Here is a 24,165-nt window from a genome sequence, read left to right on the forward strand (position 1 = left end):
CGTTAGGCCTCGAGCCGTGCCAATAGCTCCCTGAGCCGGTCGACGAGCGGCTGACGGTCGGCGTCCCGGACCGCCCCCAGGAGTTCGTGTTCGATTCGCATGAGCTCCACGAAAGCGGCGTCGACGATGCGCCGTCCCTCCGGCCGCAGCTGGACCCGTACGATCCGGGCGTCGTCCGGATCGGCCGATCGGCCCACCAGTTTCAGGGCGGCCAAGCGGTCGATCCGGTTGGTCATCGTGCCCGACGTGACGAGGTTTTCCCTGGCCAGTTGTCCCGCCGTCAGCGCACCGTGCGGGCTGCGCCGAATCGCGGAGAGCACATCGAAGTCCCCGAGCTGGAGACCTTGGGCCGCGAGGGCGTTGCGGCGCAGGGCGTCGAAGCGTTGGGCGAGGCGGACGATCCGGCTGAAGACGCCCATCGGCTCGACGTCCTCCGAGGGCAGGGCCCGCCGCCACCCGTCGATGATTTCGTCCACGGCGTCCGTGTGCCCGTCCATGTCCACCAGTTCCTTTGTGTCGGCCCGTCCGGACCACAGTATCTTGACATCAAGATACTTGGGAAGTACCGTGAAAATAAATCTTGACATCAAGATAACCCCGGATCCGGGGGGTATGCGAACGGTCGTGCGTGGCTAGACTGTGAACAGCTCTGCCGTAATCCAACCGGACCGCCTAACGGTAAGGCGCGCCTAACTGGCGGTTCGTCCGGACCAGCAACAAAGATGAAGTCTGGCGAGAGGAGTCCCAATGAGTAATGTGGACAGCTTTGGGGCCAAAGGCGTATTGGACGTCGATGGCAACGAATACGAGATTTTCCGACTGAAGGCCGTCGAAGGTGCCGAGAGCCTTCCGTACAGCCTGAAGATCCTGCTTGAGAACCTGCTGAGGACCGAGGACGGCGCGAACATCACCGCCGATCACGTGCGCGCCCTTGCCCAGTGGGACGAGAACGCGCAGCCGGATATCGAGATCCAGTTCACCCCGGCCCGCGTTCTGATGCAGGACTTCACCGGGGTTCCGTGCGTCGTCGACCTCGCCACCATGCGCGAAGCCGTCAGGGACCTCGGCGGCGACCCGACCCGCGTCAACCCGCTGGCTCCCGCCGAGATGGTCATCGACCACTCCGTGCAGATCGACGTGTTCGGCAACTCCGGCGCCCTCGAGCGCAACATGGAGATCGAATACCAGCGCAACGGCGAGCGCTACCAGTTCCTGCGTTGGGGCCAGACCGCGTTCGACGACTTCAAGGTCGTTCCCCCGGGAACGGGCATCGTCCACCAGGTCAACATCGAGTACCTGGCCCGCACCGTCATGACCCGCGAGGTCGACGGCAAGCTGCGCGCCTACCCGGACTCCTGCGTCGGCACCGACTCGCACACCACCATGGTCAACGGTCTGGGCGTGCTGGGCTGGGGCGTCGGCGGCATCGAGGCCGAGGCGGCCATGCTCGGCCAGCCGGTCTCCATGCTCATCCCGCGCGTCGTCGGCTTCAAGCTCTCGGGCAACATCCCGGCCGGGGCGACCGCTACCGACGTCGTGCTGACCATCACCGAGATGTTGCGCAAGCACGGCGTCGTCGGCAAGTTCGTCGAGTTCTACGGCGAGGGCGTCGCCGCGGTGCCGCTGGCCAACCGCGCGACCATCGGCAACATGAGCCCGGAGTTCGGCTCCACGGCCGCAATGTTCCCGATCGACGACGTGACGCTGGACTACCTGCGCCTGACCGGCCGCCCGGCCGAGAACGTCGCGCTGGTCGAGTCCTACGCGAAGGAACAGGGCCTCTGGCACGACGCGTCGCGCGAGATCCGCTTCTCCGAATACCTCGAGTTGGACCTCTCCACGGTGGTTCCCTCCATCGCCGGCCCGAAGCGTCCCCAGGACCGCATCGAGCTGACGGGCGCCAAGGAGCAATTCCGCAAGGACATCCACAACTACGCCGCAGGCGACGCGGACGCGCTGAACATCGGCCGTCCCTCCAAGCCCGTCGACGTGGCCATGGCGGACGGACGAGAGTTCACCGTCGACCACGGCCTCGTGTCGATCGCCTCCATCACCTCGTGCACCAACACCTCGAACCCGTCGGTCATGCTGGCCGCGGCGCTCCTGGCGCGCAAGGCGGTCGAAAAGGGCCTGGCCTCCAAGCCGTGGGTCAAGACGTCCGTGGCCCCGGGATCCAAGGTCGTCACCGACTACTACGAGAAGTCGGGACTGACCCCGTACCTGGAGAAGCTCGGCTTCTACATCGTCGGCTATGGCTGCGCGACCTGCATCGGCAACTCCGGCCCGCTCGAGGCCGAGATCTCCGAGGCCATCCAGGCCAACGACCTCGCCGCGACGGCCGTGCTTTCCGGCAACCGCAACTTCGAGGGCCGGATCAACCCGGACGTGAAGATGAACTACTTGGCGTCCCCGCCGCTGGTCATCGCCTACGCGCTGGCCGGAACGATGGACTTCGACTTCGAGACGGATTCCCTGGGCAAGGACGACTCCGGCAACGACGTCTTCCTGCGCGACATCTGGCCGACGCCGACCGAGGTCCAGGAGACCATCGACGCGTCGATCGACGAGGGCATGTTCGCCAAGGGCTACGAGGGCGTCTTCGACGGCGACGACCGTTGGAAGGCACTCGACACTCCCGCGGGCGACACGTTCGCGTGGGACGAGAAGTCTACCTACGTCCGGAAGCCCCCGTACTTCGAGGGCATGCAGGCCACCCCTGACGCGGTCAAGGACATCGAGGGCGCACGCGTCCTGCTGAAGCTGGGCGACTCGGTCACCACCGACCACATCTCCCCGGCAGGCTCCTTCAAGTCGGATACGCCGGCGGGCCAGTACCTCCTGGACAACGGCGTGGACCGCAAGGACTTCAACTCCTACGGATCCCGCCGAGGCAACCACGAGGTCATGATCCGCGGTACGTTCGCGAACATCCGCATCAAGAACCAGCTGCTGGACGGCGTCGAGGGCGGCTTCACCCGAGACTTCACCCAGGAGGGCGCGCCCCAGGCGTACGTCTACGACGCCGCGCAAAACTACCAGGCCGCCGGCACCGCGCTGGTCGTCCTCGGCGGCAAGGAGTACGGCTCCGGTTCGTCCCGCGACTGGGCCGCAAAGGGCACCGCGCTGCTCGGCGTCAAGGCCGTCATCACCGAGTCCTTCGAGCGCATCCACCGCTCGAACCTCATCGGCATGGGCGTCCTGCCGCTGCAGTTCCCGGCGGGCGAGTCCGCCGACAGCCTGGGCTTGACCGGGACCGAGACGTTCTCGATCTCCGGCGTCACGGAGCTGAACAACGGCACCACCCCGAAGACGGTCAAGGTCACCGCGACGGCAGAGGACGGCTCCGCCAAGTCCTTCGACGCCGTGGTGCGCATCGACACGCCGGGCGAGGCCGACTACTACCGCAACGGCGGCATCCTGCAGTACGTGCTGCGCCAGATCGCCGCTTCCTAGGCGAGCTGCCAACACCGCGAGGGCGGACATCCGGGTCACCGGGTGTCCGCCCTCGCGGTGTTTCATGGTCCCGCCGACGAGCGGGCGTGGCTCGCTGGTTCGCGGCCCGGAATCGTTCCGCTACAGGGCGCGCAGGACCACGGCGCTGCCTTGGCCGCCGCCGCCGCAGATGCCGGCGGCACCCACGGACCCGGCGCCGAGCTCCGCCAACTGGCGAGCCAGCGTCCCCACGATCCGGGCGCCGGAGGCTCCGATCGGATGCCCCATGGAAATCGCGCCGCCCTTGGTGTTCACGATCTCCGGGTCGATGCCCAGCTTCGCGGTGGAGCGGATGCCCACGGCGGCGAACGCCTCGTTGATTTCGACGGCGGCCAGATCGCCCGGGGCGAAGTCCGTCCCCTCCAAGGCGGCGATGATGGCGTTGGCCGGTTGCTCGTGCAACCGCACGTCCGGGCCGGCGACGAATGCATGGGAGACGATCTCGGCCAAGGGCGTAACGCCCAGCCGCTCGGCCGCGGAACGGCTGACCAACACCAGGGCCGCTGCGCCGTCGGTGATCTGCGATGCGTTGCCCGCCGTGATGGTGCCTTCCTTGCTGAACGCCGCACGGAGCTTGCCCAGGGTCTCCACGGTGGTCTCGGCACGAACGCCGTCGTCTAGGGAAACGAGCGTGTCTCCGCGCCGGGAGGCGATGGTGAACGGCGCGATCTCGGCCGCGTGGAATTCCGCGGCGGCCGCTGCCAGGCGGTGCGAGCGGGCGGAGAAGCCATCCTGCTCGGCACGGTCGATGCCCATGGCCGTGTTCCCGTCCTCCGTGGACGAGCCCATGGACCGGGCCTCGAACGCGTCGGTGAGTCCGTCGAACTCCAGGGTGTCGATCATCTCGATGGCCCCGTACCGGGTACCGGCCCGAGCCCGCTGGATGTGCGGCGCCAGCGACATGGATTCCTGGCCGATGGCCACCACCACGTCGGCCTCGCCGCTGGCGATCAGGCGTTCGCCGGCGACCACCGCCTCCGTGCCGGAGAGGCAGACGGCATTCAGTGTCAGCGCCGGAACGCGCAAATCGATACCGGCTCCGACGGCGGATTGCCGGGCCGGATTCTGCCCGGCACCGGCCTGCAACACCTGCCCGGCGAAGACCCGCTGCACTTCCTCCGCGCCGATCCCGGCACGTTCGAGGGCGGCCGCCGCGGCATGGGCGCCCAGCTCCGTGGCGGAAACGGTGGCCAGGGCCCCGTTGAATCGTGCGAAGGGTGTGCGGGCGTACCCGGCGATCAATGCGCTCATGCGGCTTCCTGCTCCTCGAGGTCGACGGTGAATGCGGCCCGGGTGGACTCGCTGAGTTCTTCGATGGCGGTACCCGGCGCGACGGCACGCAGCACCAGGGCGGAATCGACCACGTCGAACACCGCGCGGTCCGTGATGATCCGGTCCACCACTCCAACGCCGGTCAACGGCAAGTCGCAGCGTTCCACGATTTTCGGTGTCCCATCCTTCGCCACGTGATCGGTGATGACGATGACGCGTGGCGTCCCGGCCACCAGGTCCATGGCCCCGCCCATGCCCTTGACGAGTTTCCCGGGAATGGTCCAGTTCGCCAGATCGCCGTTGGCGGCGACCTGGAGCGCGCCGAGAATCGCGGTGGCCACGTGCCCGCCACGGATCATGCCGAACGAGGCGGCGGAGTCGAAGTAGCTTCCACCGGGCAGCACGGTGACGGTTTGCTTGCCCGCATTGATCAGGTCCGCGTCCTCCTCGCCCTCGTAGGGGAAAGGGCCCATGCCCAACAGGCCGTTTTCGCTTTGCAGCGTGACTCGCACGCCCTCGGGCAGGTTGTTGGCCACCAGGGTCGGGATGCCGATGCCCAGGTTGACGTATTGGCCGTCGGTCAGTTCGCTGGCGGCGATGGCCGCCATTTCATCGCGGGTCCACATGGTCCTATGCCTCCTGACGGACGCGCACGGTCCGCTTTTCGATGTCCTTGGCGCCGTCGGTGGCGACGACGTGCCGTACGAAGATCCCGGGGGTGTCCACGAGGGATGGATCCAGATAGTCCCGATGGATGATTTCCGCCTCGGCGAACGTGACGCGGCCCGCGGCCGCGACGAGCGGGTTCAGGTTCCGAGCCGTCATCCGGTAGCGCAGGTTCCCCTCTGGATCCGCCTCGTGGGCGCGCACCAGGGAGATGTCGGCGACGATGCCGCGTTCCAGGATGGCCTGACGCCCGTCGAACTCCATCACCGGCTTGCCGTCGGCGACGGGAGTTCCCACTCCCGTGGGTGTGTAGAAGGCGGGAATGCCTGCGCCGCCGGCGCGCAGCCGTTCGGCCAGCGTGCCTTGGGGAACGAACTCCACCTCGAGTTCCCCGTTCAGGAACTGCCGTGCGAAGAGTTTGTTCTCGCCCACGTAGGAGGCCAGGACCTTGGAGACTTGCCTGTTTTCCAGCAGGATTCCCAGCCCTTTGCCGTCCACGCCCATGTTGTTCGAGACGATGGTCAGGCCGGTGGCGCCGGTGTCGCGCAGGGCGGCAATGAGTCGACTGGGGATTCCGCTGAGGCCGAAGCCGCCAACCGCAATGACCATGCCGTCGCGGACTGTCTCACCCAGGACCTCACTGACGTTTTCCAAGACCTTCGTTGTCATGATTCTCCCTTGATGGTCCACGATGTGGAGTCGCTGTCCTTCACGGGAAGAACGTAACAATGACGCGGGCACTTGGTCTACGAAGTGGACGCATCTCACGCAAATCGATCGAGTGATGGTCCCGCGGAACGATTCGGTCCATAATATGGACATGAGTGATTCGTATCCGGGTGCACAGGTTGTGGGTCGACTGGCAACCGTCCTGCGCTCCGTGGGCACCGCCATGCCGCGGGGCACCACCACGAGTGAGGTTGCCGTGGCGACCGGGCTGGCGCGCCCCACGGTGCACCGCCTCCTGGCCGCGCTGACCGCAGAGGGATTCTGCGACCACGACCACCGGGAGGGTCTGTGGATGCTCGGTCCGGAAATGTACCTCTTGGGTACCGTTGCCGCCGAGCGCTACGACATCACCGGCATTGCCCGCGGCCACGTCGCCGCCCTCGCGGCCGCGACCGGTGAGAGCGCCTTCCTCTCCGTTCGGCGCGGCGACGAAACGGTATGCCTGTTGCGGGAGGACGGTGCGTTTCCCATCCGGTCCTTCGTGCTCCACGAGGGCAAGCGATTTCCGCTGGGAGTGGCCTCTGCTGGGCTGGCGATCCTGTCCTTCCTTCCGGAGGGCGCTACCGAACGGTACCTCGCTGCCCACGCCCTGGACACCGAGTTCGGAAGCGAACACGGGCAGCGCTCCCTGCGTCGGCGCGTCGCGGAGACGCGCGAACGGGGCTGGGCGGAAAACCCAGGATTGATCGTGGAGGGGAGTTGGGGGATGGGCGCCGCCGTCTTCGACCAGGCGGGCCAACCGGCCTGGGCCCTCAGCCTGACCGGAATCGAATCGCGGTTCGCGCCCGACCGACGCCTGGAAATGGGACGCCTGTTGCTGCACCATGCGCACGAGCTCACCAAGAAACTCAGTGGAGAGCAGGCCCATTCCGTCAGATGACCGCGCCGGCGAACGGCTCGGCCCTGTTGAATCGACGTGGCCGGAATTATGCTCGCCCCATGTCTCCGGATGGGACGTCTCCCACGGACCTCGGCACGAACGGCGGCGAATCCGGCGCGAGCCGGGCCCTACCTAAAACGGGGCACCGCACCTTTACGCACGTCCTGGTCAACACGGCGCTTGCCAACGGCACCACGAGTTTCCTGTGGTTCGCCCTGACTTTCTGGGTCTACCTGGAGACCCGCTCGGTGCTTGCCACCGGTCTCATCGGCGGGGCCTACATGTTGTTGGTTGCGTTCTTCGGGCTCTTGTTCGGCGTACTCGTGGACCGCTACCGCAAGCACGCGGTGATGGTGGGCTCCACGGTCTTCACCGTGGCGTGCTTCGCCGTGTCCGGACTGATGTTCCTGCTGATACCCGAATCCAGGTTGCTGGACCTGACCGGCATCTGGTTCTGGATGTTTGCCCTGGTGGTTCTCATCGGGGCGGTGTTCGAACAGCTGCGCAACATCGCGCTGTCCACGACCGTGACGCTGCTGGTGCCGCCGGACCGCCGTGCCAACGCCAACGGTTTGGTGGGCACGGTGCAGGGGCTTGCCTTCATGGTCACCTCGGTCTTCAGCGGGCTGGCCATCGGCTTGATCGGCATGGGCGGGACCATCGTCATCGCCCTGGTGGCCTGCGCCGCGGTGCTGGGGCACCTCCTGGCGCTCAGGATTCCCGAACCCAGCATCGTGCGTTCGGCCGAACGGGAAAGCTTCGCCGAGTTGCGTGCCGGAATCGCGGCCGTCCGAGCCACGCAGGGGCTGTTCGCCCTGATCCTGTTCACCACGTTCAACAACCTCACCGGCGGGGTCTTCATGGCGCTCATGGATCCGTACGGCCTGACCATCTTTCCCGTCGAGATCTGGGGCGTGGTCCTCGGTGTCACGGCCACGGGATTCCTGATCGGCGGGGGCCTGGTGGCGAAATTCGGGCTCGGCCGGAATCCGATCCGCACCATGTTGGTGCTGGTCGCGTGCACCGGCGTGCTCGGAGCCACGTTCACGCTGCGCGAGTGGTGGTGGCTCTTCGCCATCGGCATGTGGATTTTCATGATGATCATACCGGCGGTGGAAGCGGCGGAGCAGACCGTTATCCAGAAGGTCGTCCCGTACGCCACCCAGGGGAGGGTCTTCGGATTCGCCATGACGTTCGAGGCGGCCGCCGCACCGGTCACGGCGTTCATGGTCGCCCCGCTGGCCGAATTCTGGATCATCCCGTACGTGGGTTCGCCGGCCGGGCGGCAGTCGTTGGGCTGGCTGCTCGGGGACGGTAACGCCCGGGGGATCGCGCTGGTGTTCCTGGTGTCCGGTGTCGCGTCGATCCTGCTGGGCCTCGCGGCGCTACTCACCCGGTCCTACCGCAGGTTGTCAATGGTGTACGCCGCGCCGCCGCCCGCCGCGTAGGAAGCCGACGGCGTGCGGCGCGGCCGCGTCCCACCCCGTGCACCCGCGTGGCCGGTAGGATATAGCGGTACCTGCCCCGGCGAAAGGAACGGCTTCGTGTCCCTGCTCGAATCCATCGGCGAGCCCCGCGACCTCCGCGCGCTGGCGCCGGAGCAGCTGAAGGAACTGGCCGCGGAGATCCGCGGCTTCCTGATCGCCAACGTGGCACGCACCGGCGGCCATCTGGGTCCGAACCTGGGCGTCGTCGAACTGACGCTCGGCATTCACCGCGTGTTCGATTCCCCGCACGATTCGCTGGTGTTCGATACCGGCCACCAGTCGTACGTCCACAAGCTCGTCACCGGACGCCAGGACTTTTCGACCCTGCGCCAGGAGGGCGGGCTGGCCGGCTATCCGGAGCGCTCCGAATCCGTACACGACGTCGTCGAGAGCTCGCACGCGTCCAGTTCGCTCTCCTGGGCCGATGGCATCTCGCGCGCCCGCCGGCTCGCGGGGGAGGGGGACCGGTACGTCGTCGCCGTCGTCGGGGACGGCGCCCTCACCGGGGGCATGGCCTGGGAGGCCATCAACAACATCGCCGCAGACAAGGACCGGCGCGTGGTCATCGTCGTCAACGACAACGGCCGCTCCTACGCCCCGACCATCGGCGGGCTCGCGGACCAGCTGGCCGGACTGCGGCAGACGCTGGACAGGGTCCGCACGCACGAGGTCTACGAGGGCACGCTCGACTTCTGGAAGGATCGCCTGCAGAAGGGCGGGGCGGTCGGGCGCTTTGCGTACAAGAGCCTCCATGCCACCAAGAAGGGCATCAAGGACTGGTGGGCGCCGCAGGGACTCTTCGAGGACCTCGGCATGAAATACATCGGACCCATCGACGGCCACAACATGGCCGCCGTCGAGGAGGCGCTGCAGCTCGCGCGCAGCTACAAGGGTCCGGTCATCGTCCATACCCTGACGGAGAAGGGCCGGGGTTACGCGCCGGCCCGCGCCGACGAGGCGGACCAGTTCCACTCGGTCGGTGTGATCGACCCCGAAACCGGCGAGCTCGTCGAGCGTCCCAACGCGCAGTCCTGGACCAGCGTCTTCGGCGAGGAGATCGCGGACATCGCGGACCGTCGGGCCGACATCGTGGCCATCACCGGCGCCATGCTCATTCCGGTGGGGCTGAAGGCCATGGCCGAACGCCATCCGTCGCGCGTCATCGACGTCGGAATCGCCGAGCAGCACGCACTGACGAGCGCGGCCGGCATGGCGTTCGGGGGCCTGCACCCGGTGGTTGCGCTCTACGCTACGTTCCTGAACCGCGCTTTCGACCAACTGTTGATGGATGTCGCGCTCCACAAGGCCGGTGTGACGGTGGTGTTGGACCGAGCGGGAGTCACCGGTCCCGACGGGCCCAGCCACCATGGCATGTGGGACCTTTCGCTGTTGCAGGTGGTGCCTGGCCTGCATCTGGCCGCGCCGCGTGACGCCACCCGGCTTCGCGAGGAACTGCGGGAGGCCGTGGCCGTCGACGACGCGCCCACCGTCCTGCGCTTTTCGAAGGGCTCCGTCGGCGCCGAGATCAAAGCGACGGAACGGCTGCACGACGGCGTCGACGTCCTCGCCCGCCACGGGGAGGGCGAACTTGATGTGCTGATCGTCGCCGTCGGGTCGATGGCCGGCATGGCACTGGAGGTCTCGGAGCGACTGCGCTCCCAGGGCATTTCGTCCACGGTGGTCGATCCGCGGTGGGTCCTGCCGGTTCCGAGCTCGATCATCGGACTGGCCGCGAGGCACCGGATCGTCGTGTGCATCGAGGATGGTGTCAAGGCGGGCGGTGTCGGGTCGCGGATCCGCCAGGAGATGCGCGCCGCGGGCGTCGACACCGCGCTGAACGAGGTGGGTCTCCCGGTCGAATTCCTCAAGCACGGATCCCGCAACCAGGTCCTGGCCCGGGTCGGGGTCACGGCCGCGCAGATCGCGCGCGACACGACCGCCCAGGTGCTCGGCACCAAGGTGCCGTTCGCGCGGCCCCTGCCCGGACACGATCTGCCCACCGGCCAGATTCCGCAGACGTGAGCCTGCCGCGGGATCTGGTCCGCACGCCGCCGGCCATCGAGGCGGGGGCTCCAATCGTCGCGCGCGCCTGGAAGTACGACGGCGGTGCGCACTGGGTCGTCCCCGGTACCTACCTCGGTGCCGACTCGTTTGGGCACTGGGTCTTCCAGCCGCGGGGCTCGTTCGTCTCCCGTCCCGGGTTGGGGTTCATGGCCGAGTCCGACGCCGTCTGCCTCTTCCCGCATGCCGGGGATTGGGTGGCAACGTTCTACGACGAGAGTCATCCCGGGGACGTCAGGTTGTACATCGACGTGTCCACGGGCATTGGTTGGCGTCCCCTCCGCCCGGCGGGTTGGGAGGTGAACTCCATCGACATGGACCTCGATGTCATTCGTTCAAACGAACGCGGGGTGTTCCTCGACGACGAGGACGAGTTCGCCGAGCACGCAGTGGCCTTCGGCTATCCGGAGGTTCTGCGGGGCGCGATGGGCGCGGAGGCCGAGTTTCTGCTTGGATCCGTCCGCAACCGCACGGCTCCCTTCGATTCGACCGCCGGCGCATGGCTTGCCGCGGGAAGGTCCGCGGCCGGTGCCGCTTCCGACCCGCACTAGCCACGCGCCACGATTTTCCGAGACATCCAGCACCACCAGCATCAAGGAGCACCATGGCCATCATCCGCATGTACCGCCGGGACGACAAGGGGACCCTCGAGTTCCGCGAGGCCTGGTACGAGGAGTTCGAGGACCAGGAACTCGGCCAATTCGTCCTGAACCACGGAACCGTGGGGCACCAGTCGAAGACCCGGGAGTCCAAGGACGTCGACGCGGAGACCGGTGCGGCGCTTCTGGCCGGCTTCGAGGAGCAGTGCTCCGACGACGGTTTCGCCGAGCTCGAGGACGCGGACCAGTTCTGGGTCGTGGCGCAGTACGCGTTGAAGACGGTCGAGGGCACGGACCGGGACAAGCACCTGTTGCGCCGGGCCGAGGAGGTGCTGCGGGGCCATCTGGCCTGGCGCGGGCTGGGCACCGTGGAGTCCTCCGACTTCGCACCCCGGAAGCTCAACATCCGGATCCTGTCGCCTGAGCCGTCCAAGGCGGTATCCGCCATCAAGACGTGCCTGCGGGACGCGCAGCTGGACTTCACCAAGCTGTCCATCGGGGTGGCGCCCCACGGCGAGCCCGACTCCCTGAAGCAGAAGCACCCGCTTCCGGCCAAGGGCAGGTTCTCGCTCACGTAGCGGGCAGCGGCCGGCACGGTGCCGGCCGACGCAGGTAGGCCACGGTGGCACAGCGCCGCCGTGTGAAAACGAACATGAGAGGCATCCCGTGACCGACTCCCTCAAGGCACCCGGCGGCCCGGACGCCCACCCTTCGTCCGGGGACATGGAATACCGGAGACTGGGCGGCTCCGGACTGGCCGTCTCCGTCGTCGGACTCGGCTGTAACAACCTGGGCCGCGCCGGCACCCCGACCGAGACCCAAGAGGGAACCGACGCGGTGGTCCACGCGGCCATCGACGCCGGTGTCACGCTGTTCGATACGGCGGACACCTACGGGAAGGAACCTGGGCTGTCGGAAATCCGCCTCGGCAAGGCCCTCGGCCGGCGGCGGGACGACGTTGTTCTCGCCACGAAGTTCGGCATGGACATGTCCGGTGCCAACGGCCGGGACTTCGGCGCACGCGGTTCGCGGCGCTACATCGCCACGGCGGTGGAGGCCTCGCTGCGCCGGCTCGGCACGGATTACATCGACCTGTACCAGTTCCACACCCCGGATGCGCTGACGCCGATCGAGGAGACGCTGGCGGCATTGGACGACCTCGTCCGCGCCGGCAAGGTGCGCTACATCGGGCACTCGAACCGCGCCGGCTGGCAGATCGCCGAGGCGGAGTTCACGGCCCGGCAGGGCGGATACACGCCGTTCGTCTCCAGCCAGAGCCACTACAACCTGCTGGACCGGCGCGCGGAACTCGAAGTGCTTCCCGCAGCGGAGGCCTATGGCTTGGGCGTCCTGCCGTATTTCCCCCTGGCCAACGGACTGCTGACGGGCAAGTATTCCTCCGGCAGCGCCCCTGAGGGGAGCCGGCTGACGCATTCGAGACAGAACCTCCTGGAAAGGGCGGATTTCGGTCAGCTCGCGCGGTTCGGCGAGTTCTCCGCCGCGCGCGGACTGGGCGAACTGCAGGTTGCGTTTTCCTGGCTGGCCTCACTGCCGGCCATTTCCTCGGTGATCGCCGGCGCCACCACGCCGGACCAGATACGCCAGAACGCCGCCTCGGTCGCCTGGAAACCCGACGCCGGGGATCTGTCCGAACTCGAGGAGATCTTCCCGGCGGTGCCCAAAGTCGCGCTCTTCTAACCGATGACGCTGCCCAGGGTCCGCCTGCTGCTCGACAACGACACGGGGATCGACGACGCGCTCGCGCTGGCCTACCTCGCCGCCTGCGGGCACGTTGAACTCGTGGCTGTCACTTCCTCGCCGGGAAACGTCTCTGCCGAGCAGGTGGCCGCCAACAACCGGGCACTGCTCGCGTTGTGCGGCAGGCCGGACGTGCCGGTTCTCATCGGGGCGCGCGCCCCCCTGCGGCTGCCGCTGACCACGACGCCGGAGACCCACGGTCCGCAGGGGGTCGGCTACGCCACGCTTCCGGAACCGGATCCCGCCCGCGGGGTCGGCCCGGCCGCCGATCCATTGCCGGGCGGCGCATCCGCCGTGGATCTGGACGCGGCCGGGTACTGGATCGAGGCCGCGCACGCCCACCCCGGGGAGCTGACGGCTCTGCTCACGGCCCCGCTGACGAACTTCGCCCTCGCCTTGCGCCGCGAACCGAGGCTGCCGTGGTTGTTGCGCCGGGTGGTCGTCATGGGCGGCAGCTTCTACCACCAGGGAAACACCACGCCGACGGCCGAATGGAACACCCACGTGGACCCGCACGCGGCCGCGGAGGTGTACGCCGCCTACGCGGCGGCCGCCAAAGCCGGACTCGAGGCGGACCGGCTGCCGATCGTGTGCTCGTTGGACACCACCGAACGCTTCGAGATGCAGCCCGGCTTGATCACGGACCTGACCGCGGCCGCCGGCTGCCCCGAGCCGGAGAACGTCCTGGCCGTCGACCCGGAGGGGACCCGGAGCAAGGCCGCGGACCCGCTGGTGCGGTACCTGTCCGACGCTCTTCGTTTCTACTTCGAATTCCACCGGCACCACGACCAGGGCTACGTCGCCCACGTGCACGATTTCTGCGCCGCCGGGATCGCCGTTGGCACCCTCGAATACCGCACCCGCCCGGCCAGCGTGGACGTCGAGACCGAGTCCCCCCTGCTGGCCGGAACCACCGTGGCCGATTTCCGCTCGCTCTGGGGCCGCGACGCGAACGCCCACGTCGTGTCCTGGAACGATCCGACGGCGGGCTTCGCCGAACTCGTCGATCGGCTGGGCACACTGGTTCGGAGCCTACGCGAAGCGCCGTGAGCGCTCGACCGGCGTTCGGCGTCGGATAGAATCGTTCACCGGGCCAAGGTGACATAGGCCCGGCTACGGCGGCGCGCCGCACCGTCCCGGTACCGCCGTCGCTCCCGCCGCACCCGCACCCGAGGAACGAACCCCATGTCACCGAATCTGATCCTGCCCGACGTCGCCGCCACCGGCCATCCGCTGCGAGCGCGGATCCTCGCCGCCGCGGGAGGCCTCCTGCTCGCCGGCACCTACGCCACCCTGGTCGCCACGCAGCCGGCGGGCCTGGTCGACGGAATCGGCCAGGGGGTCGCCCTCGCCACCTTCGCCGCCTACCTGGCCGCCGCCGTCCTGCTGTTGGCCGCCGTGCTGCCCGAATTGCCGGTATCCACCCTGACGCTCATCCCGGTGGCGCTCGCGCTGAACATCGTGCTGGGCCAGTTCGTCGGCTCCGTCATGGTTCCGCTGTACCTAGACTCGCTCGGCACCGTCCTGGTTGGTTTCCTCGCCGGTCGCCGCGCGGGCGCCGCGACCGGCGTGCTGGGAACGCTCGTCTGGTCCCTGTTCAATCCCACGGTGCTGCCGTTCGCGGCCGGCGCCGCGCTCGTCGGCTTCCTGGCCGGCACCGCAGCCCGGTTCGGCGCTTTGCGCCGCCCCTATCTGGCCCCCGTGGCCGGCCTCGGCGCCGGGATCCTCGTCGGCATCGTGTCCGCCCCCGTCGCCGCGTTCGTCTTCGGTGGTACCTCGGGTGTCGGCACCGGCGCCCTGGTGGCCGCGTTCCGCTCCATGGGCGACTCGCTGCTCTCGGCCGTGACCAAGCAGGCCCTCATCTCCGATCCCGGCGACAAGGCTATTGTGTTCCTGCTCGCCGCGCTGCTGGTCTACGCCCTGCCCGGCCGCCTCACCGGCGGTTTCGCTTTCGTCCGCCGCCACCGGGTGCTCGGGCGGCGCGGCGCCAACTAGGACGAACCGTGCACCGCGCCCTGCCGCTGCATCCGTTCACCGTGTTGGCGCTGGCCGTGGCGGTCGTGGCCACCACCACGGCAGCCGGCCGCTGGTGGCTCAGCTGCGCGGTGCTGCTCGTCAGCCTGCTGCTCGCCGCGTGGGCCCGCCGGGCACTGCGTCTGGTGGGGCTTGCCGCCGCCATCGTCCTACCCGCCTCCGCTTCCCAGTTCCTCATCCATGGATTGGGCGACCGCACGGCAGGCGACGTCGTGGCCGCGGCCGGACCGCTGCGGATCACCGCCGAAGGACTCGAGGTCGTCCTGCAGCTCGGACTGCGCACCGCGGTGTTCGTGGTGGCCGGATTGCTGTGCACGCTGCTGATCGACCGGCACGATCTGATCGCCGCCGTCGACCTCTCCGCCGCTCCGCCGCAGCTGGGCTACCTCGTGGCCGCCACCCTGTTGCTGCTGCCCCGGATGGCGGAGAAGCAGCGGACAATTGGCGAGGCCCAGGCCCTGCGCGGGGCCGCAGCCGGACCCGGACCCCTTGGCTGGTGGCGGCGCGTCCGGCTACGGGCCGTCCCGCTGGTGTTGGCCTCCGTGCAGGATGCGGCCGACCGCGCCCCTCACCTCGCCGCGCGCGGCTTCCCCGCCGCGGCGGAACACACGCGGCTGCGCACGGTACCCGACTCGCCCGGCCAGCGCCGGTTCCGCCTCACCGCACTCGCGTGCGCCGTCCTGGGGCCCGCGGCAGTCCTCGCCCCCGTGTGGGCGGGTGCCGGATGAGCGCCACGCGAAACGAGGGAAACCGGCGGATCGATGTGCTTGAGCTCGAGCTGGAGCGGTTCAGGTATTCGGGCGCGCCGAAGGATGCGCTCTCAGCTCTCTCCATGAATCTGGCGCCCGGTTCGCTGACGGCCGTCGTCGGCGGTTCCGGGTCCGGCAAGTCGACGCTCGGCGCGGTGCTCGCCGGGATGCTGCCGCGGCACGACGGCGACGAATTGGAGGCGACGATCTCCCTCGGAGGGCAGCGAATACGCCACACCGCCGGCAGCAGCCTCCGCATCGACGTCTCCGGATGGGCCGGCCACGTGGGGATGCTGCCGCAGGACGCCGGCCACTACCTGTCCGGCGTGCGCGAGACGGTGGAGGAGGAACTCGCCTTCGGGCTGGAGAACGCGGGGGTTCCCCGCACCGAAATGCGGCTTCGGGTCTCCGAGGTGGCGGACCGGCTCGGAGCGCGGACGCTGCTGCGGCGGGACCCCGAACGTCTTTCCGGGGGCCAGGAGCGTCTCGTGGCACTGGCCGCACTCGCCCTTTCCGGATCGCGGGTGCTGGTCTTGGACGAACCGCTGGCCGGCCTCGACGGTACGGCCGCCGCCGAGGTCTCCGCCCTGGTGGCACGCCTTCGGGCCGGGGGCACCGCGATCGTCCTGTTGACCCGTTCGCCGGGAGGGTTGGGCTCGGGCGCGGACCATGTGGTGTCGCTGGGCGGATACCCTGGGTACCCGCCGGGACGGACCGACGCCGGCGCCTCGGTTCCGACGCCGTCGGCTTCTCCGTCGGCGTCGGAGCCGCGCCGCCCGGTGCGCGAAGCCGCGGGGACCGGGCTCGAGTTCGCCGGCGTGCGGCTGCGCTATCCGGGCGCCCCGGAACCCGTGGTCAGCGGGCTGGACCTGCGGGTCGATGCGGGAGAGTGTCTTGCCCTGGTGGGGGCGAACGGGGCGGGGAAAAGCACGATACTCAAGGCGGCCGCCGGCCTGTTGCGCCCGGAAGGCGGCCGGATCCTCCTGGCGGGGGCGGACGTGTGCGGACCAAAACGCAGCCGCGCCGGGAATACCGCGGGCCTGCTCCTGCAGAATCCGTCCGACCAGCTGTTCGAACGGACAGTCCGCCGGGAGGTTGCGTTCGGGCTCTCCCGGCGGGGCGCGGCGGCGGAACGTGTCCCGGAGGTCCTGGCGCGCCTCGGATTGGAACACGCGGCCGAGACGCACCCCTACGAGCTGCCCGCTTCGGCCCGGAGGCTCGTCGCCCTGGCCGCGGTGCTGGTGCACGAGCCCGCGGTGCTGTTGCTCGACGAGCCGACCGAGGCTTTGGACACGCCGGGCGTGGCCCGGCTGAACGCGGCCATTGAAACCGTGCTGGAACGCGGGGGCGCGGTGGTCGTCGCCACCCACGACGAGGCCTTCACGGCCTCTATGGCGCACCGCGTCCACCGCCTTGACGCCGCCTACAGGTAGACGATGACCTTGTCGCCGTCGATTTCCGCGGCGTAGCGCGCCAGCGGGTCCTTGGCGGGTCCGGCCACGCGTGCGCCGTCGGCCATGGCGAACTCGGAGCCGTGGCACGGGCAGGAGAAGTTCTCGGCACCGATGCCCACCTGGCACCCCTCGTGGGTGCACACCGAACTGTAGGCGAGGACGGTCGCCTCGTCCGGCCGGTGCAGCAGGTAGTTCTTGCCGTCGAGGTCCACGGACATGCTGCCGCCGACCTGCAGTTCCTCCGTGGTCGCGGCCTCCGTGCCCTCGCCGGTTGCGGACGGGGCCTCGCTCGAGGCGGAGCCACCGCCCCCGCCGCAGGCGGCCAGCGCGCACGTGGCCCCGACGGCCAGGGACGAGCCGAGGACTATCCTTCTCGCCGGGCGCCCGGCCGTGATTTCATTCATGCCCCATCTTGATCCACGGCCGGGCGTTTTGTGAAGCGCGAAGCACCACTAAGTTGCGCGCGCTCAAGCGGCGGGGTGGAACCTGCGGCCGTTGACCCGCTCCGAGGCCCCGACGCGATCGAGGTAGGGCGTGATCCCGCCCAGGTGCATGGGCCAGCCCGCACCCATGACCATACACAGGTCGATGTCCTCCGGCCCCGCAACCACGCCCTCGGCCAACATGAGTCCGATCTCCTCGGCCAAGGCATCCTGCGTGCGCCGCAGCAGTTCCTCAGAGGTGCTGGGCGAATCCCCGAAGGAGAGGACACCGAGCGTGGGCGCGGGGATGGCGACGGAGCCGTCGTCCTTCTTCTCCCACAGTGATGTGATGCCGTTGTCGATGAGTTTTTGCTGGTTCGCCGAGACGCGGAAGCGCTCGCCGAACGCCCCGTTCAGGGATTCCATGACGTGCTGCGCCACGGGGACGCCGACCATCGCCAGGAGGTGGAACGGCGTCATCGGCAGGCCCATGGGCCGCAGCGCGCTGTCCGCGATGTCCGCCGGCGTGCCGTCGTCGAAGGCGTTGGACACCTCGCCCATCAAACGCAGCAGGATGCGGTTCACCACGAAGGCGGGGGCGTCCTTGACGAGCACCCCCGTCTTCTTCAGCTCCTTGGCCAGCGCGAAGGCGGTGGCGAGGACGGCGTCGTCCGTCTTGGGCGCCCGGACGATCTCGATCAGCGGCATCACGGCGACCGGGTTGAAGAAGTGGAAGCCGACGACCCGTTCGGGATGCGCCAGGTCCGCTGCCATCTCCGTCACGGAAAGCGAGGAGGTGTTGGTCGCGAGGATGCACTCGGGCGAAACCACGGCTTCGACCTCCGCGAACACCTGCTTTTTGACCGAGAGTTCCTCGAAGACCGCCTCGATCACCAGGTCCGCATCCGCGAACGCGGACTTCTCCACGGACCCGGTGACGAGGGCCTTGGTGCGGTTGGCGGCGTCGGGGGAGACGCGCTTCTTCGCCAGCAGCTTGTCCACCTCGCCGTGGATGTACGCCAGCCCGCGGTCCACGCGTGCCTGGTCGATGTCCGTGATGACCACGGGCACCTTGAGCGCCTTGGCGAACAACAGGGCGAACTGCCCCGCCATCAGGCCCGCGCCGACGACGCCGATCTTGCCCACCGGCCGCGCCAGTTTGCGGTCCGGCGCGCCGGCGGGCCGCTTCGAACGCTTCTGGACCAGGTCCAGGAACGCGTAGACGGTGTCGTGGAACTGCGGAGTCTGCATGAGGTCCGCCAATGCCCGGCATTCGAGCTCGGCGGACTCGCGGTGGGTGATCGTCTTGCCGGCCTCGAAGACCTCGAGTACCTTCGCCGGTGCCGGAGCCGCGTTGGAGGTCTTCGCGTCCACGAACGCCCGCGCCTTGGCGGCGGCGGCGTCCCACCGTGCGGCGACTGCGGGATCCGACGCCGGATCCGCGGCGTTGGCCCGCGCGACGTCGGTGCTTCCGTCGAGCACGGAAGCGGCCCAGGCGACGGAGCGCTCCACGAAGTCGGCCGGTTCGAACAGGGCATCGGCGATGCCGAGTTTGAACGCGGCGGGACCGTTGAGGGAGCGGTTGTTGTTCAGCGGGTTCTCGATCATGACGGTCAGGGCCGCCTCGGGACCGATCAGGCGGGGGAGCCGGTAGACGCCGCCCCATCCGGGGACGAGGCCGATGAACGCCTCGGGCAACCCGATGCCGTTGGCTCCGGTGGACACCGTCCGGTAGTTCGCGGCCAGCGCGATCTCGAGCCCGCCGCCGAGCGCCACGCCGTTGATGAACGCGAAGGTGGGCACGCCCAGATCGGCGAGGAGGTCGTAGGCGGCGTGGCCGAGTTCGGCCATCAGGCGGCCATGTGCGGGATCCTTCAGGCTCTTGACGGCGGACAGGTCGGCGCCGGCCACGAGGAAGTACGGCTTGCCGGTGATGGCCAGGGCATCGATCTCCCCGGCCGCGGCGCGGACCTTCTGGGCCTCCAGCGTTTGGCCGAACTCCACGAGCGTCCGCGGGCCGAGGGTGGTGGGCTTGGAGTGGTCCAGGCCGTTGTCGAGGGTGACGAGGGCCAGTGTGCGTCCGCCCGGGAGCGCGACGTCGGCGACGAGGGAGTGGGTGACGACCTCGTCCGGCACCAGTGCGGTGAGCGGCTCGAAGCGCCCGAAGTTTTCCTGCGCCATGGCTAGGCGTCCTTTCCGTAGTCTGCGTGGTGGGGGTTCTCCCAGATGACGGTGCCGCCCATGCCGAGGCCGATGCACATGGTGGTGAGCCCGAAGCGGACGGAAGGGTCCTGCTCGAACTGCCGCGCCAGCTGCGTCATCAGCCGCACGCCCGAGGACGCCAGAGGGTGTCCGACGGCGATCGCCCCGCCATAGCGGTTGACGCGGGGATCGTCGTCGGCGATGCCGAAGTGGTCCAGGAAGGACAGCACCTGCACGGCGAACGCCTCGTTGATCTCGAACAGTCCGATGTCGTCGATGCCGAGCCCGGCCTGGGCCAATGCCTTCTGAGTGGAAGGGACGGGACCGATGCCCATCACCTGCGGTTCGACGCCGGCGAACGCGTACGCGACCAACCGCATCCTGACGGGCAGGCCCAGCTCCTCGGCGGCGTCGGCGGACGCCAGCAGCGCCGCCGTCGCGCCGTCGTTGAGGCCCGCCGCGTTGCCGGCAGTCACCCGGCCGTGCGCGCGGAACGGTGTGCGGAGGCCGGAGAGGTCCGCCTCGGTGGTTCCGGGGCGCGGGGGCTCGTCCGTGCTGTGGACCCGCCAGCCTTCGCCGGGGCGCCGGGCGGCCACGGGGACGAGGTCCGGCTGGATGCTCCCGGCGTCGTACGCGGCGGCCAGCTTGGCCTGGCTGGCCACCGCGTAGCGGTCGGTGCGTTCGCGCGTGATTGCGGGGAAGCGGTCGTGGAGGTTCTCGGCCGTGTTGCCCATGTTCAGGGCGGCGGGGTCGACGAGGCGCTCGGAGAGGAAACGGGGGTTCGGATCGGCGCCCTCGCCCATCGGGTGGTTGCCCATGTGCTCCACGCCGCCGGCGACGGCGACGTCGTAGGCGCCGAAGGCAATCGAACCGGCCATGGCGGTCACCGCCGTCATGGCGCCGGCGCACATGCGGTCGATCGCGTAGCCGGGGACGCTCTGCGGAAGGCCCGCGAGGAGCGCCGCGGTCCGGCCAATTGTCAGGCCCTGGTCGCCTGTCTGCGTCGTGGCGGCGATGGCGACCTCGTCGATGCGCTCGGCGGGCAGGGACGGGTTGCGCCGCATCAAGTCGCGGATGCACTTGACGACCAGGTCGTCGGCGCGCGTTCCATGGTAGATGCCCTTCTCTCCGGCCCTGCCGTACGGTGTCCGGACGCCGTCGACGAAGACGACGTCGCGGACCTGGCGCGAACGGTTGAGCGGACGGGTTGGGGTGGGGTTCACCGGGTGCTCCTTCGGCGGGTGGGTGTGATCCACCCCATACGTTACTGTGCAGTAACTTCCTGTGCAACCAAGCTCGCCAACCCGCTACGGCAACGGGTCGGGGTCCAGGAACGCGACCGTCAGGATCGGCGCGGTGATCTCGATCTGCCACGGCCGGGCGCCGAGGTCCGACAGTGCCGCGGCGATGGATTCGGGTTCGACCGGCGACGGCGGCCGCCAGCACAGGCGACGCAGGTAGTCCGGAGTCAGCAGGTTCTCCACCGGCATGTCGAGGGACTCGGCGGCTCGGGCGACCCGGGGCTTGGCCGTGTTCAGGCGTTGGGCCGCCGCCGGATCCTTGTCCGCCCAGGTGCGCGGCGGGGGCGGCGAGTTCGACTGCAGGTGCAGCGGCGGAAGCTGGTCCTCGGCACGGGCCTGCTGGAGGCAACGCAACCAACGCGGTGCCTCCTTGCCGGCGGCACGCCCGTGGAAGCCCGGGGTCTTCAGTAGCTGCGGGACGGTGGTGGGCATGGCCTTGGCCGCGGCGATGAGGGCGGCATCGGGAATGAGGCGCCCGGGGGCGACGTCCCGGTTTTCGGCCAGCGACTCGCGCTCCTGCCAGAGCTCCCGCACCGCCGCCAACTGGCGGCGGTCGCGCAGCTGGTGGAGTCCGGACGTTCGGCGCCACGGATCCACGCGCGGGGCGGCCGGTGCCGCGGAGCGGATGGCCTCGAATTCCTGGTGGGCGATCGCGAGCTTCCCCCCGTCCTCGAGGAGCCGGATCAGCTCGACCCGCAGCTCGGTGAGGACCTCGACGTCCAGCGCCGCGTAGCGCAGCCACGGTTCGGGGAGCGGGCGGGTGGACCAGTCGGCCGCCGAGTGCTCCTTGGCCAGCGACAGGCCGAGGAGCGCTTCGACGACGGCGCCGAGCCCCACGCGCGGCAGGCCCGCCAGCCGTGCGGCCAGTTCGGTGTCGAACAGCGAGTCGGGGCGCATCCCGACCGCCTCCAGGCACGGCAGGTCCTGGGTGGAGGCGTGGAGGATCCATTCGACGCCGGAGAGCGCCTCGTTGATGACGCCGAGGTCCTCGAACGGCTCGGGGTCGATCAGCCAGGTTCCTGCGCCTTCGCGGCGGATCTGCACGAGGAAGGCGCGTTGGCCGTAGCGGAAGCCGGAGGCGCGCTCCGCGTCCACCGCGGCGGGCCCCGTTCCGGCCGCAATGGCCGCCGCCGCACGGGCCAGGCCGGAGGGCGTGTTGATCACCAGCGGCACGCCGTCCCGCGGTTCCGTGAGCGGAACCGCGGTTGGCTCCGTTGGCTCGTCGATGGCGGCTTCGGCTGGGCTGGTGTCGGTGTTCGCGCTCGTCATGGTGCCTATGAGTCTAGTCGGCTCACGAGCGGCGGCGTCGGGGCAGCGCCGTCACGCCGGGCGGAAGCGGCGGGAGCCCGGCGAACGTGCACACCATGTCCATCCACGCCTCGAGGTGGGCGGTGACGTCCGGCGCGGACGGCGTCCACGACGCGCGCAGTTCGATGTCGATGGTCTCGGGGCGTTCGCCGAGACTGCCGAAGCTCTCGGACAGCACGCGAGTCGCGGTCCCGCCGGCCTGGGTGTGGCCGGCCGCGTGGTCGTCCAGGGCCTCGACCAGCCAGGTCCACGCGACGGACCCGAGCATGGCGTCGTTGCCCATGTCCGCGTCCAGCTGGGCGCGGATGTAGGTGACGATCCTGAAGTTCCCCTGCCACACCGCGGAGCCGGCCGGGTCGTGGAGGAGGATGAAGCGCCCGGTCGCCAACTCGTCGTCGTTCTCGCCCGCGGCGGAATCGGCCAGGGCCGCGGCCGCCGGGCCGTGCGGGGGCCGGGCGAACGCCGCGGCCGGCTCGAACACCTCGGCCGAGAGCGCCACGGCGAACGGCGCGAGCCGCGACGGTGCGGGTATCTCCTCTAGCCGGACCTCGGATCTGCCCTGCGCCCGCCGAAGCGAGGAGAGGGCGTTCATGAAGTCCGGCGGAACCGTTGAAAGGTCGCCAAGTGCGGTCACGTTCCCGAGTCTAGGACGCGGGCGGCGGCCCCGTCCCGCGGCACGCCGGGGCAACGCTTCAGGCCGCGGACATTTCCCGTCGGATGGCGTCGACGAACGCGTCCACGTCCTCCTCGGTCGTGTCGAACGAGCACATCCAGCGCACCTCGGAGTTGGACGCGTCCCAATCGTAGAACCGGAACGTCTCGCGCACCCGGTCCGCGACGGCACGCGGCAGCTTCGCGAACACCGCGTTGGACTGCACGGGCTGGGTGACATCGACGCCGTCGATGTCCCGGACGGCCGCGTGCAGGCGGGCGGCCATGGCGTTGGCGTGCGACGCGGACCGCAGCCACAGGTCTCCGCCGTAGAGGGCGACGAGCTGCGCGGAGAGAAAGCGCATCTTCGAGGACAGCTGCATGTTCATCTTCCGGAGGTACGTCAGGCCGGTGGATGCCTCGGGGTCGAGCACCACCACGGCCTCGCCGAACATCAGCCCGTTTTTGGTCCCTCCGAAGCTGAGGATGTCGACGCCGGCGTCGGACGTGAACGCGCCGAGCGGCTCGCCGAGCGCGGCCGCGGCGTTGGACAGCCGGGCACCGTCGACGTGGAGCCGCATGCCCAGCGAGTGGGCGTGGTCTGCGATGGCGCGGATCTCGGCGGCCGAGTAGACCGTGCCCAGCTCCGTGGACTGCGTGATGGACACGGCCAGCGGCTGGGCGCGGTGCTCGTCGCCCCACCCCCAGGCCTCGCGGTCGATGAGCTCGGGCGTCAGTTTTCCGTCGTCGGTCGGGACGGACAGGAGCTTCATGCCCCCGACCCGCTCCGGCGCGCCGTTCTCGTCGACGTTGATGTGCGCCGTCTGGGCGCACACCACCGCTCCCCAGCGCGGCAGCAGCGATTGCAGGGCGGTGACGTTCGCGCCCGTGCCGTTGAAGACAGGAAACGCTTCGGCGGATGCCCCGAAGTGGGTGCGCACCACGTCCTGCAGGCGCGCGGTGTATTCGTCCTCGCCATAGGAGATCTGGTGGCCGCCGTTGGCGTTGGCGAGGGCCTGAAGGATTTCCGGGTGGACGCCGGAGTAGTTGTCCGAGGCGAAGCCGCGGGTGGTGATGTCGTGCAGGGAGGTGCTCACGTT

At 69.3% G+C, this 24,165-nt stretch carries 21 protein-coding genes; 11 read left to right on the forward strand and 10 right to left on the reverse strand.

Annotated elements, in window-relative coordinates:
- Positions 1-2: 2 nt before the first annotated feature.
- Positions 3-497: a MarR family winged helix-turn-helix transcriptional regulator gene (locus AC0QSG_RS01620; protein WP_435725971.1), complete on the reverse strand. Its 495-nt coding sequence runs from the start codon at positions 495-497 to the stop codon at positions 3-5.
- Between the two features lie 250 nt (positions 498-747).
- Between AC0QSG_RS01620 and acnA the strand changes: the two genes are divergently transcribed.
- The gene (gene acnA / locus AC0QSG_RS01625) at positions 748-3,453 is read left to right on the forward strand and encodes an aconitate hydratase AcnA (RefSeq protein WP_435725972.1); all 2,706 of its coding nucleotides are present in this window, start codon (positions 748-750) and stop codon (positions 3,451-3,453) included.
- A gap of 120 nt (positions 3,454-3,573) precedes the next feature.
- Here acnA and AC0QSG_RS01630 read toward each other — a convergent pair whose 3' ends face one another.
- Genes AC0QSG_RS01630 through AC0QSG_RS01640 form a run of 3 tightly spaced genes read right to left on the reverse strand, consistent with a single transcriptional unit; the run spans position 3,574 to position 6,099 of the window.
- Complete coding sequence (locus AC0QSG_RS01630; RefSeq protein WP_435725973.1) at positions 3,574-4,743, reverse strand: acetyl-CoA C-acyltransferase; 1,170 nt, start codon at positions 4,741-4,743, stop codon at positions 3,574-3,576.
- Positions 4,740-5,390 carry a CoA transferase subunit B gene (locus tag AC0QSG_RS01635; protein WP_435725974.1) on the reverse strand — a complete coding sequence of 217 codons (651 nt, stop codon included), beginning with the start codon at positions 5,388-5,390 and terminating at the stop codon, positions 4,740-4,742. The genes AC0QSG_RS01630 and AC0QSG_RS01635 overlap by 4 nt, the downstream gene beginning before the upstream one ends.
- Before the next feature lie 4 nt (positions 5,391-5,394).
- A complete protein-coding gene (locus AC0QSG_RS01640; RefSeq protein WP_475376441.1) occupies positions 5,395-6,099 on the reverse strand; it encodes a CoA transferase subunit A in 705 nt (234 codons plus the stop codon).
- 145 nt (positions 6,100-6,244) lie between these two features.
- Between AC0QSG_RS01640 and AC0QSG_RS01645 the strand changes: the two genes are divergently transcribed.
- The 10 genes from AC0QSG_RS01645 (at position 6,245) to AC0QSG_RS01690 (ending at position 17,160) form a co-directional block, all read left to right on the forward strand.
- A complete protein-coding gene (locus AC0QSG_RS01645) occupies positions 6,245-7,039 on the forward strand; it encodes an IclR family transcriptional regulator (protein WP_475376442.1) in 795 nt (264 codons plus the stop codon).
- A 59-nt stretch (positions 7,040-7,098) separates the two neighbouring features.
- The gene (locus AC0QSG_RS01650) at positions 7,099-8,487 is read left to right on the forward strand and encodes an MFS transporter (protein ID WP_475376443.1); all 1,389 of its coding nucleotides are present in this window, start codon (positions 7,099-7,101) and stop codon (positions 8,485-8,487) included.
- A gap of 96 nt (positions 8,488-8,583) precedes the next feature.
- Positions 8,584-10,548 (forward strand): 1-deoxy-D-xylulose-5-phosphate synthase, encoded by a 1,965-nt coding sequence (dxs, locus tag AC0QSG_RS01655; RefSeq protein WP_475376444.1) that lies wholly within the window; start codon positions 8,584-8,586, stop codon positions 10,546-10,548.
- Positions 10,545-11,138 (forward strand): DUF402 domain-containing protein, encoded by a 594-nt coding sequence (locus AC0QSG_RS01660; RefSeq protein WP_435725979.1) that lies wholly within the window; start codon positions 10,545-10,547, stop codon positions 11,136-11,138. Before dxs ends, AC0QSG_RS01660 begins: the two co-directional genes overlap by 4 nt.
- A 53-nt stretch (positions 11,139-11,191) precedes the next feature.
- Positions 11,192-11,764: a hypothetical protein gene (locus AC0QSG_RS01665; RefSeq protein WP_475376445.1), complete on the forward strand. Its 573-nt coding sequence runs from the start codon at positions 11,192-11,194 to the stop codon at positions 11,762-11,764.
- Between the two features lie 145 nt (positions 11,765-11,909).
- On the forward strand, positions 11,910-12,884 hold the full coding sequence (locus tag AC0QSG_RS01670; RefSeq protein ID WP_475377259.1) for an aldo/keto reductase: 975 nt from the start codon (positions 11,910-11,912) through the stop codon (positions 12,882-12,884).
- 3 nt (positions 12,885-12,887) lie between these two features.
- On the forward strand, positions 12,888-13,994 hold the full coding sequence (locus AC0QSG_RS01675; protein WP_475376446.1) for a nucleoside hydrolase: 1,107 nt from the start codon (positions 12,888-12,890) through the stop codon (positions 13,992-13,994).
- Positions 13,995-14,129: 135 nt separating this feature from the next.
- Positions 14,130-14,939, forward strand: a complete 810-nt coding sequence (locus AC0QSG_RS01680; protein ID WP_475376447.1) for an ECF transporter S component — start codon at positions 14,130-14,132, stop codon at positions 14,937-14,939.
- Between the two features lie 8 nt (positions 14,940-14,947).
- Positions 14,948-15,706: an energy-coupling factor transporter transmembrane component T family protein gene (locus AC0QSG_RS01685; RefSeq protein ID WP_475376448.1), complete on the forward strand. Its 759-nt coding sequence runs from the start codon at positions 14,948-14,950 to the stop codon at positions 15,704-15,706.
- Positions 15,703-17,160, forward strand: a complete 1,458-nt coding sequence (locus AC0QSG_RS01690; protein WP_475376449.1) for an ABC transporter ATP-binding protein — start codon at positions 15,703-15,705, stop codon at positions 17,158-17,160. Before AC0QSG_RS01685 ends, AC0QSG_RS01690 begins: the two co-directional genes overlap by 4 nt.
- On the opposite strand, the gene AC0QSG_RS01695 is transcribed toward AC0QSG_RS01690, so the two are convergent.
- From AC0QSG_RS01695 to AC0QSG_RS01720, 6 genes are all read right to left on the reverse strand, one after another.
- On the reverse strand, positions 17,151-17,585 hold the full coding sequence (locus AC0QSG_RS01695) for a Rieske (2Fe-2S) protein (protein WP_435725985.1): 435 nt from the start codon (positions 17,583-17,585) through the stop codon (positions 17,151-17,153). The genes AC0QSG_RS01690 and AC0QSG_RS01695 overlap by 10 nt on opposite strands.
- 63 nt (positions 17,586-17,648) lie before the next feature.
- A complete protein-coding gene (locus AC0QSG_RS01700) occupies positions 17,649-19,784 on the reverse strand; it encodes a 3-hydroxyacyl-CoA dehydrogenase NAD-binding domain-containing protein (RefSeq protein ID WP_475376450.1) in 2,136 nt (711 codons plus the stop codon).
- A gap of 2 nt (positions 19,785-19,786) precedes the next feature.
- On the reverse strand, positions 19,787-21,028 hold the full coding sequence (locus AC0QSG_RS01705) for a thiolase family protein (protein WP_435725987.1): 1,242 nt from the start codon (positions 21,026-21,028) through the stop codon (positions 19,787-19,789).
- A gap of 84 nt (positions 21,029-21,112) precedes the next feature.
- On the reverse strand, positions 21,113-22,375 hold the full coding sequence (locus AC0QSG_RS01710) for an HRDC domain-containing protein (protein WP_475376451.1): 1,263 nt from the start codon (positions 22,373-22,375) through the stop codon (positions 21,113-21,115).
- Positions 22,376-22,397: 22 nt separating this feature from the next.
- The gene (locus AC0QSG_RS01715) at positions 22,398-23,006 is read right to left on the reverse strand and encodes a DUF3000 domain-containing protein (RefSeq protein ID WP_475377260.1); all 609 of its coding nucleotides are present in this window, start codon (positions 23,004-23,006) and stop codon (positions 22,398-22,400) included.
- A 100-nt stretch (positions 23,007-23,106) separates the two neighbouring features.
- A complete protein-coding gene (locus AC0QSG_RS01720) occupies positions 23,107-24,162 on the reverse strand; it encodes a threonine aldolase family protein (RefSeq protein WP_475376452.1) in 1,056 nt (351 codons plus the stop codon).
- Positions 24,163-24,165: the final 3 nt, after the last annotated feature.

The sequence above is a fragment of the Arthrobacter sp. LT660 genome (assembly GCF_056172845.1).

Excerpts from the sequence above, each read along its gene's own strand:
- AC0QSG_RS01620 (WP_435725971.1), bottom strand. The coding sequence starts at position 497 with ATGGACGGGCACACGGACGCCGTGGACGAAATCATCGACGGGTGGCGG.
- acnA (WP_435725972.1), top strand. The coding sequence starts at position 748 with ATGAGTAATGTGGACAGCTTTGGGGCCAAAGGCGTATTGGACGTCGAT.
- AC0QSG_RS01630 (WP_435725973.1), bottom strand. The coding sequence starts at position 4,743 with ATGAGCGCATTGATCGCCGGGTACGCCCGCACACCCTTCGCACGATTC.
- AC0QSG_RS01635 (WP_435725974.1), bottom strand. The coding sequence starts at position 5,390 with ATGTGGACCCGCGATGAAATGGCGGCCATCGCCGCCAGCGAACTGACC.
- AC0QSG_RS01640 (WP_475376441.1), bottom strand. The coding sequence starts at position 6,099 with ATGACAACGAAGGTCTTGGAAAACGTCAGTGAGGTCCTGGGTGAGACA.
- AC0QSG_RS01645 (WP_475376442.1), top strand. The coding sequence starts at position 6,245 with ATGGACATGAGTGATTCGTATCCGGGTGCACAGGTTGTGGGTCGACTG.
- AC0QSG_RS01650 (WP_475376443.1), top strand. The coding sequence starts at position 7,099 with ATGTCTCCGGATGGGACGTCTCCCACGGACCTCGGCACGAACGGCGGC.
- AC0QSG_RS01665 (WP_475376445.1), top strand. The coding sequence starts at position 11,192 with ATGGCCATCATCCGCATGTACCGCCGGGACGACAAGGGGACCCTCGAG.
- AC0QSG_RS01670 (WP_475377259.1), top strand. The coding sequence starts at position 11,910 with ATGGAATACCGGAGACTGGGCGGCTCCGGACTGGCCGTCTCCGTCGTC.
- AC0QSG_RS01675 (WP_475376446.1), top strand. The coding sequence starts at position 12,888 with ATGACGCTGCCCAGGGTCCGCCTGCTGCTCGACAACGACACGGGGATC.
- AC0QSG_RS01680 (WP_475376447.1), top strand. The coding sequence starts at position 14,130 with ATGTCACCGAATCTGATCCTGCCCGACGTCGCCGCCACCGGCCATCCG.
- AC0QSG_RS01690 (WP_475376449.1), top strand. The coding sequence starts at position 15,703 with ATGAGCGCCACGCGAAACGAGGGAAACCGGCGGATCGATGTGCTTGAG.
- AC0QSG_RS01695 (WP_435725985.1), bottom strand. The coding sequence starts at position 17,585 with ATGAATGAAATCACGGCCGGGCGCCCGGCGAGAAGGATAGTCCTCGGC.
- AC0QSG_RS01700 (WP_475376450.1), bottom strand. The coding sequence starts at position 19,784 with ATGGCGCAGGAAAACTTCGGGCGCTTCGAGCCGCTCACCGCACTGGTG.
- AC0QSG_RS01710 (WP_475376451.1), bottom strand. The coding sequence starts at position 22,375 with ATGACGAGCGCGAACACCGACACCAGCCCAGCCGAAGCCGCCATCGAC.
- AC0QSG_RS01715 (WP_475377260.1), bottom strand. The coding sequence starts at position 23,006 with ATGAACGCCCTCTCCTCGCTTCGGCGGGCGCAGGGCAGATCCGAGGTC.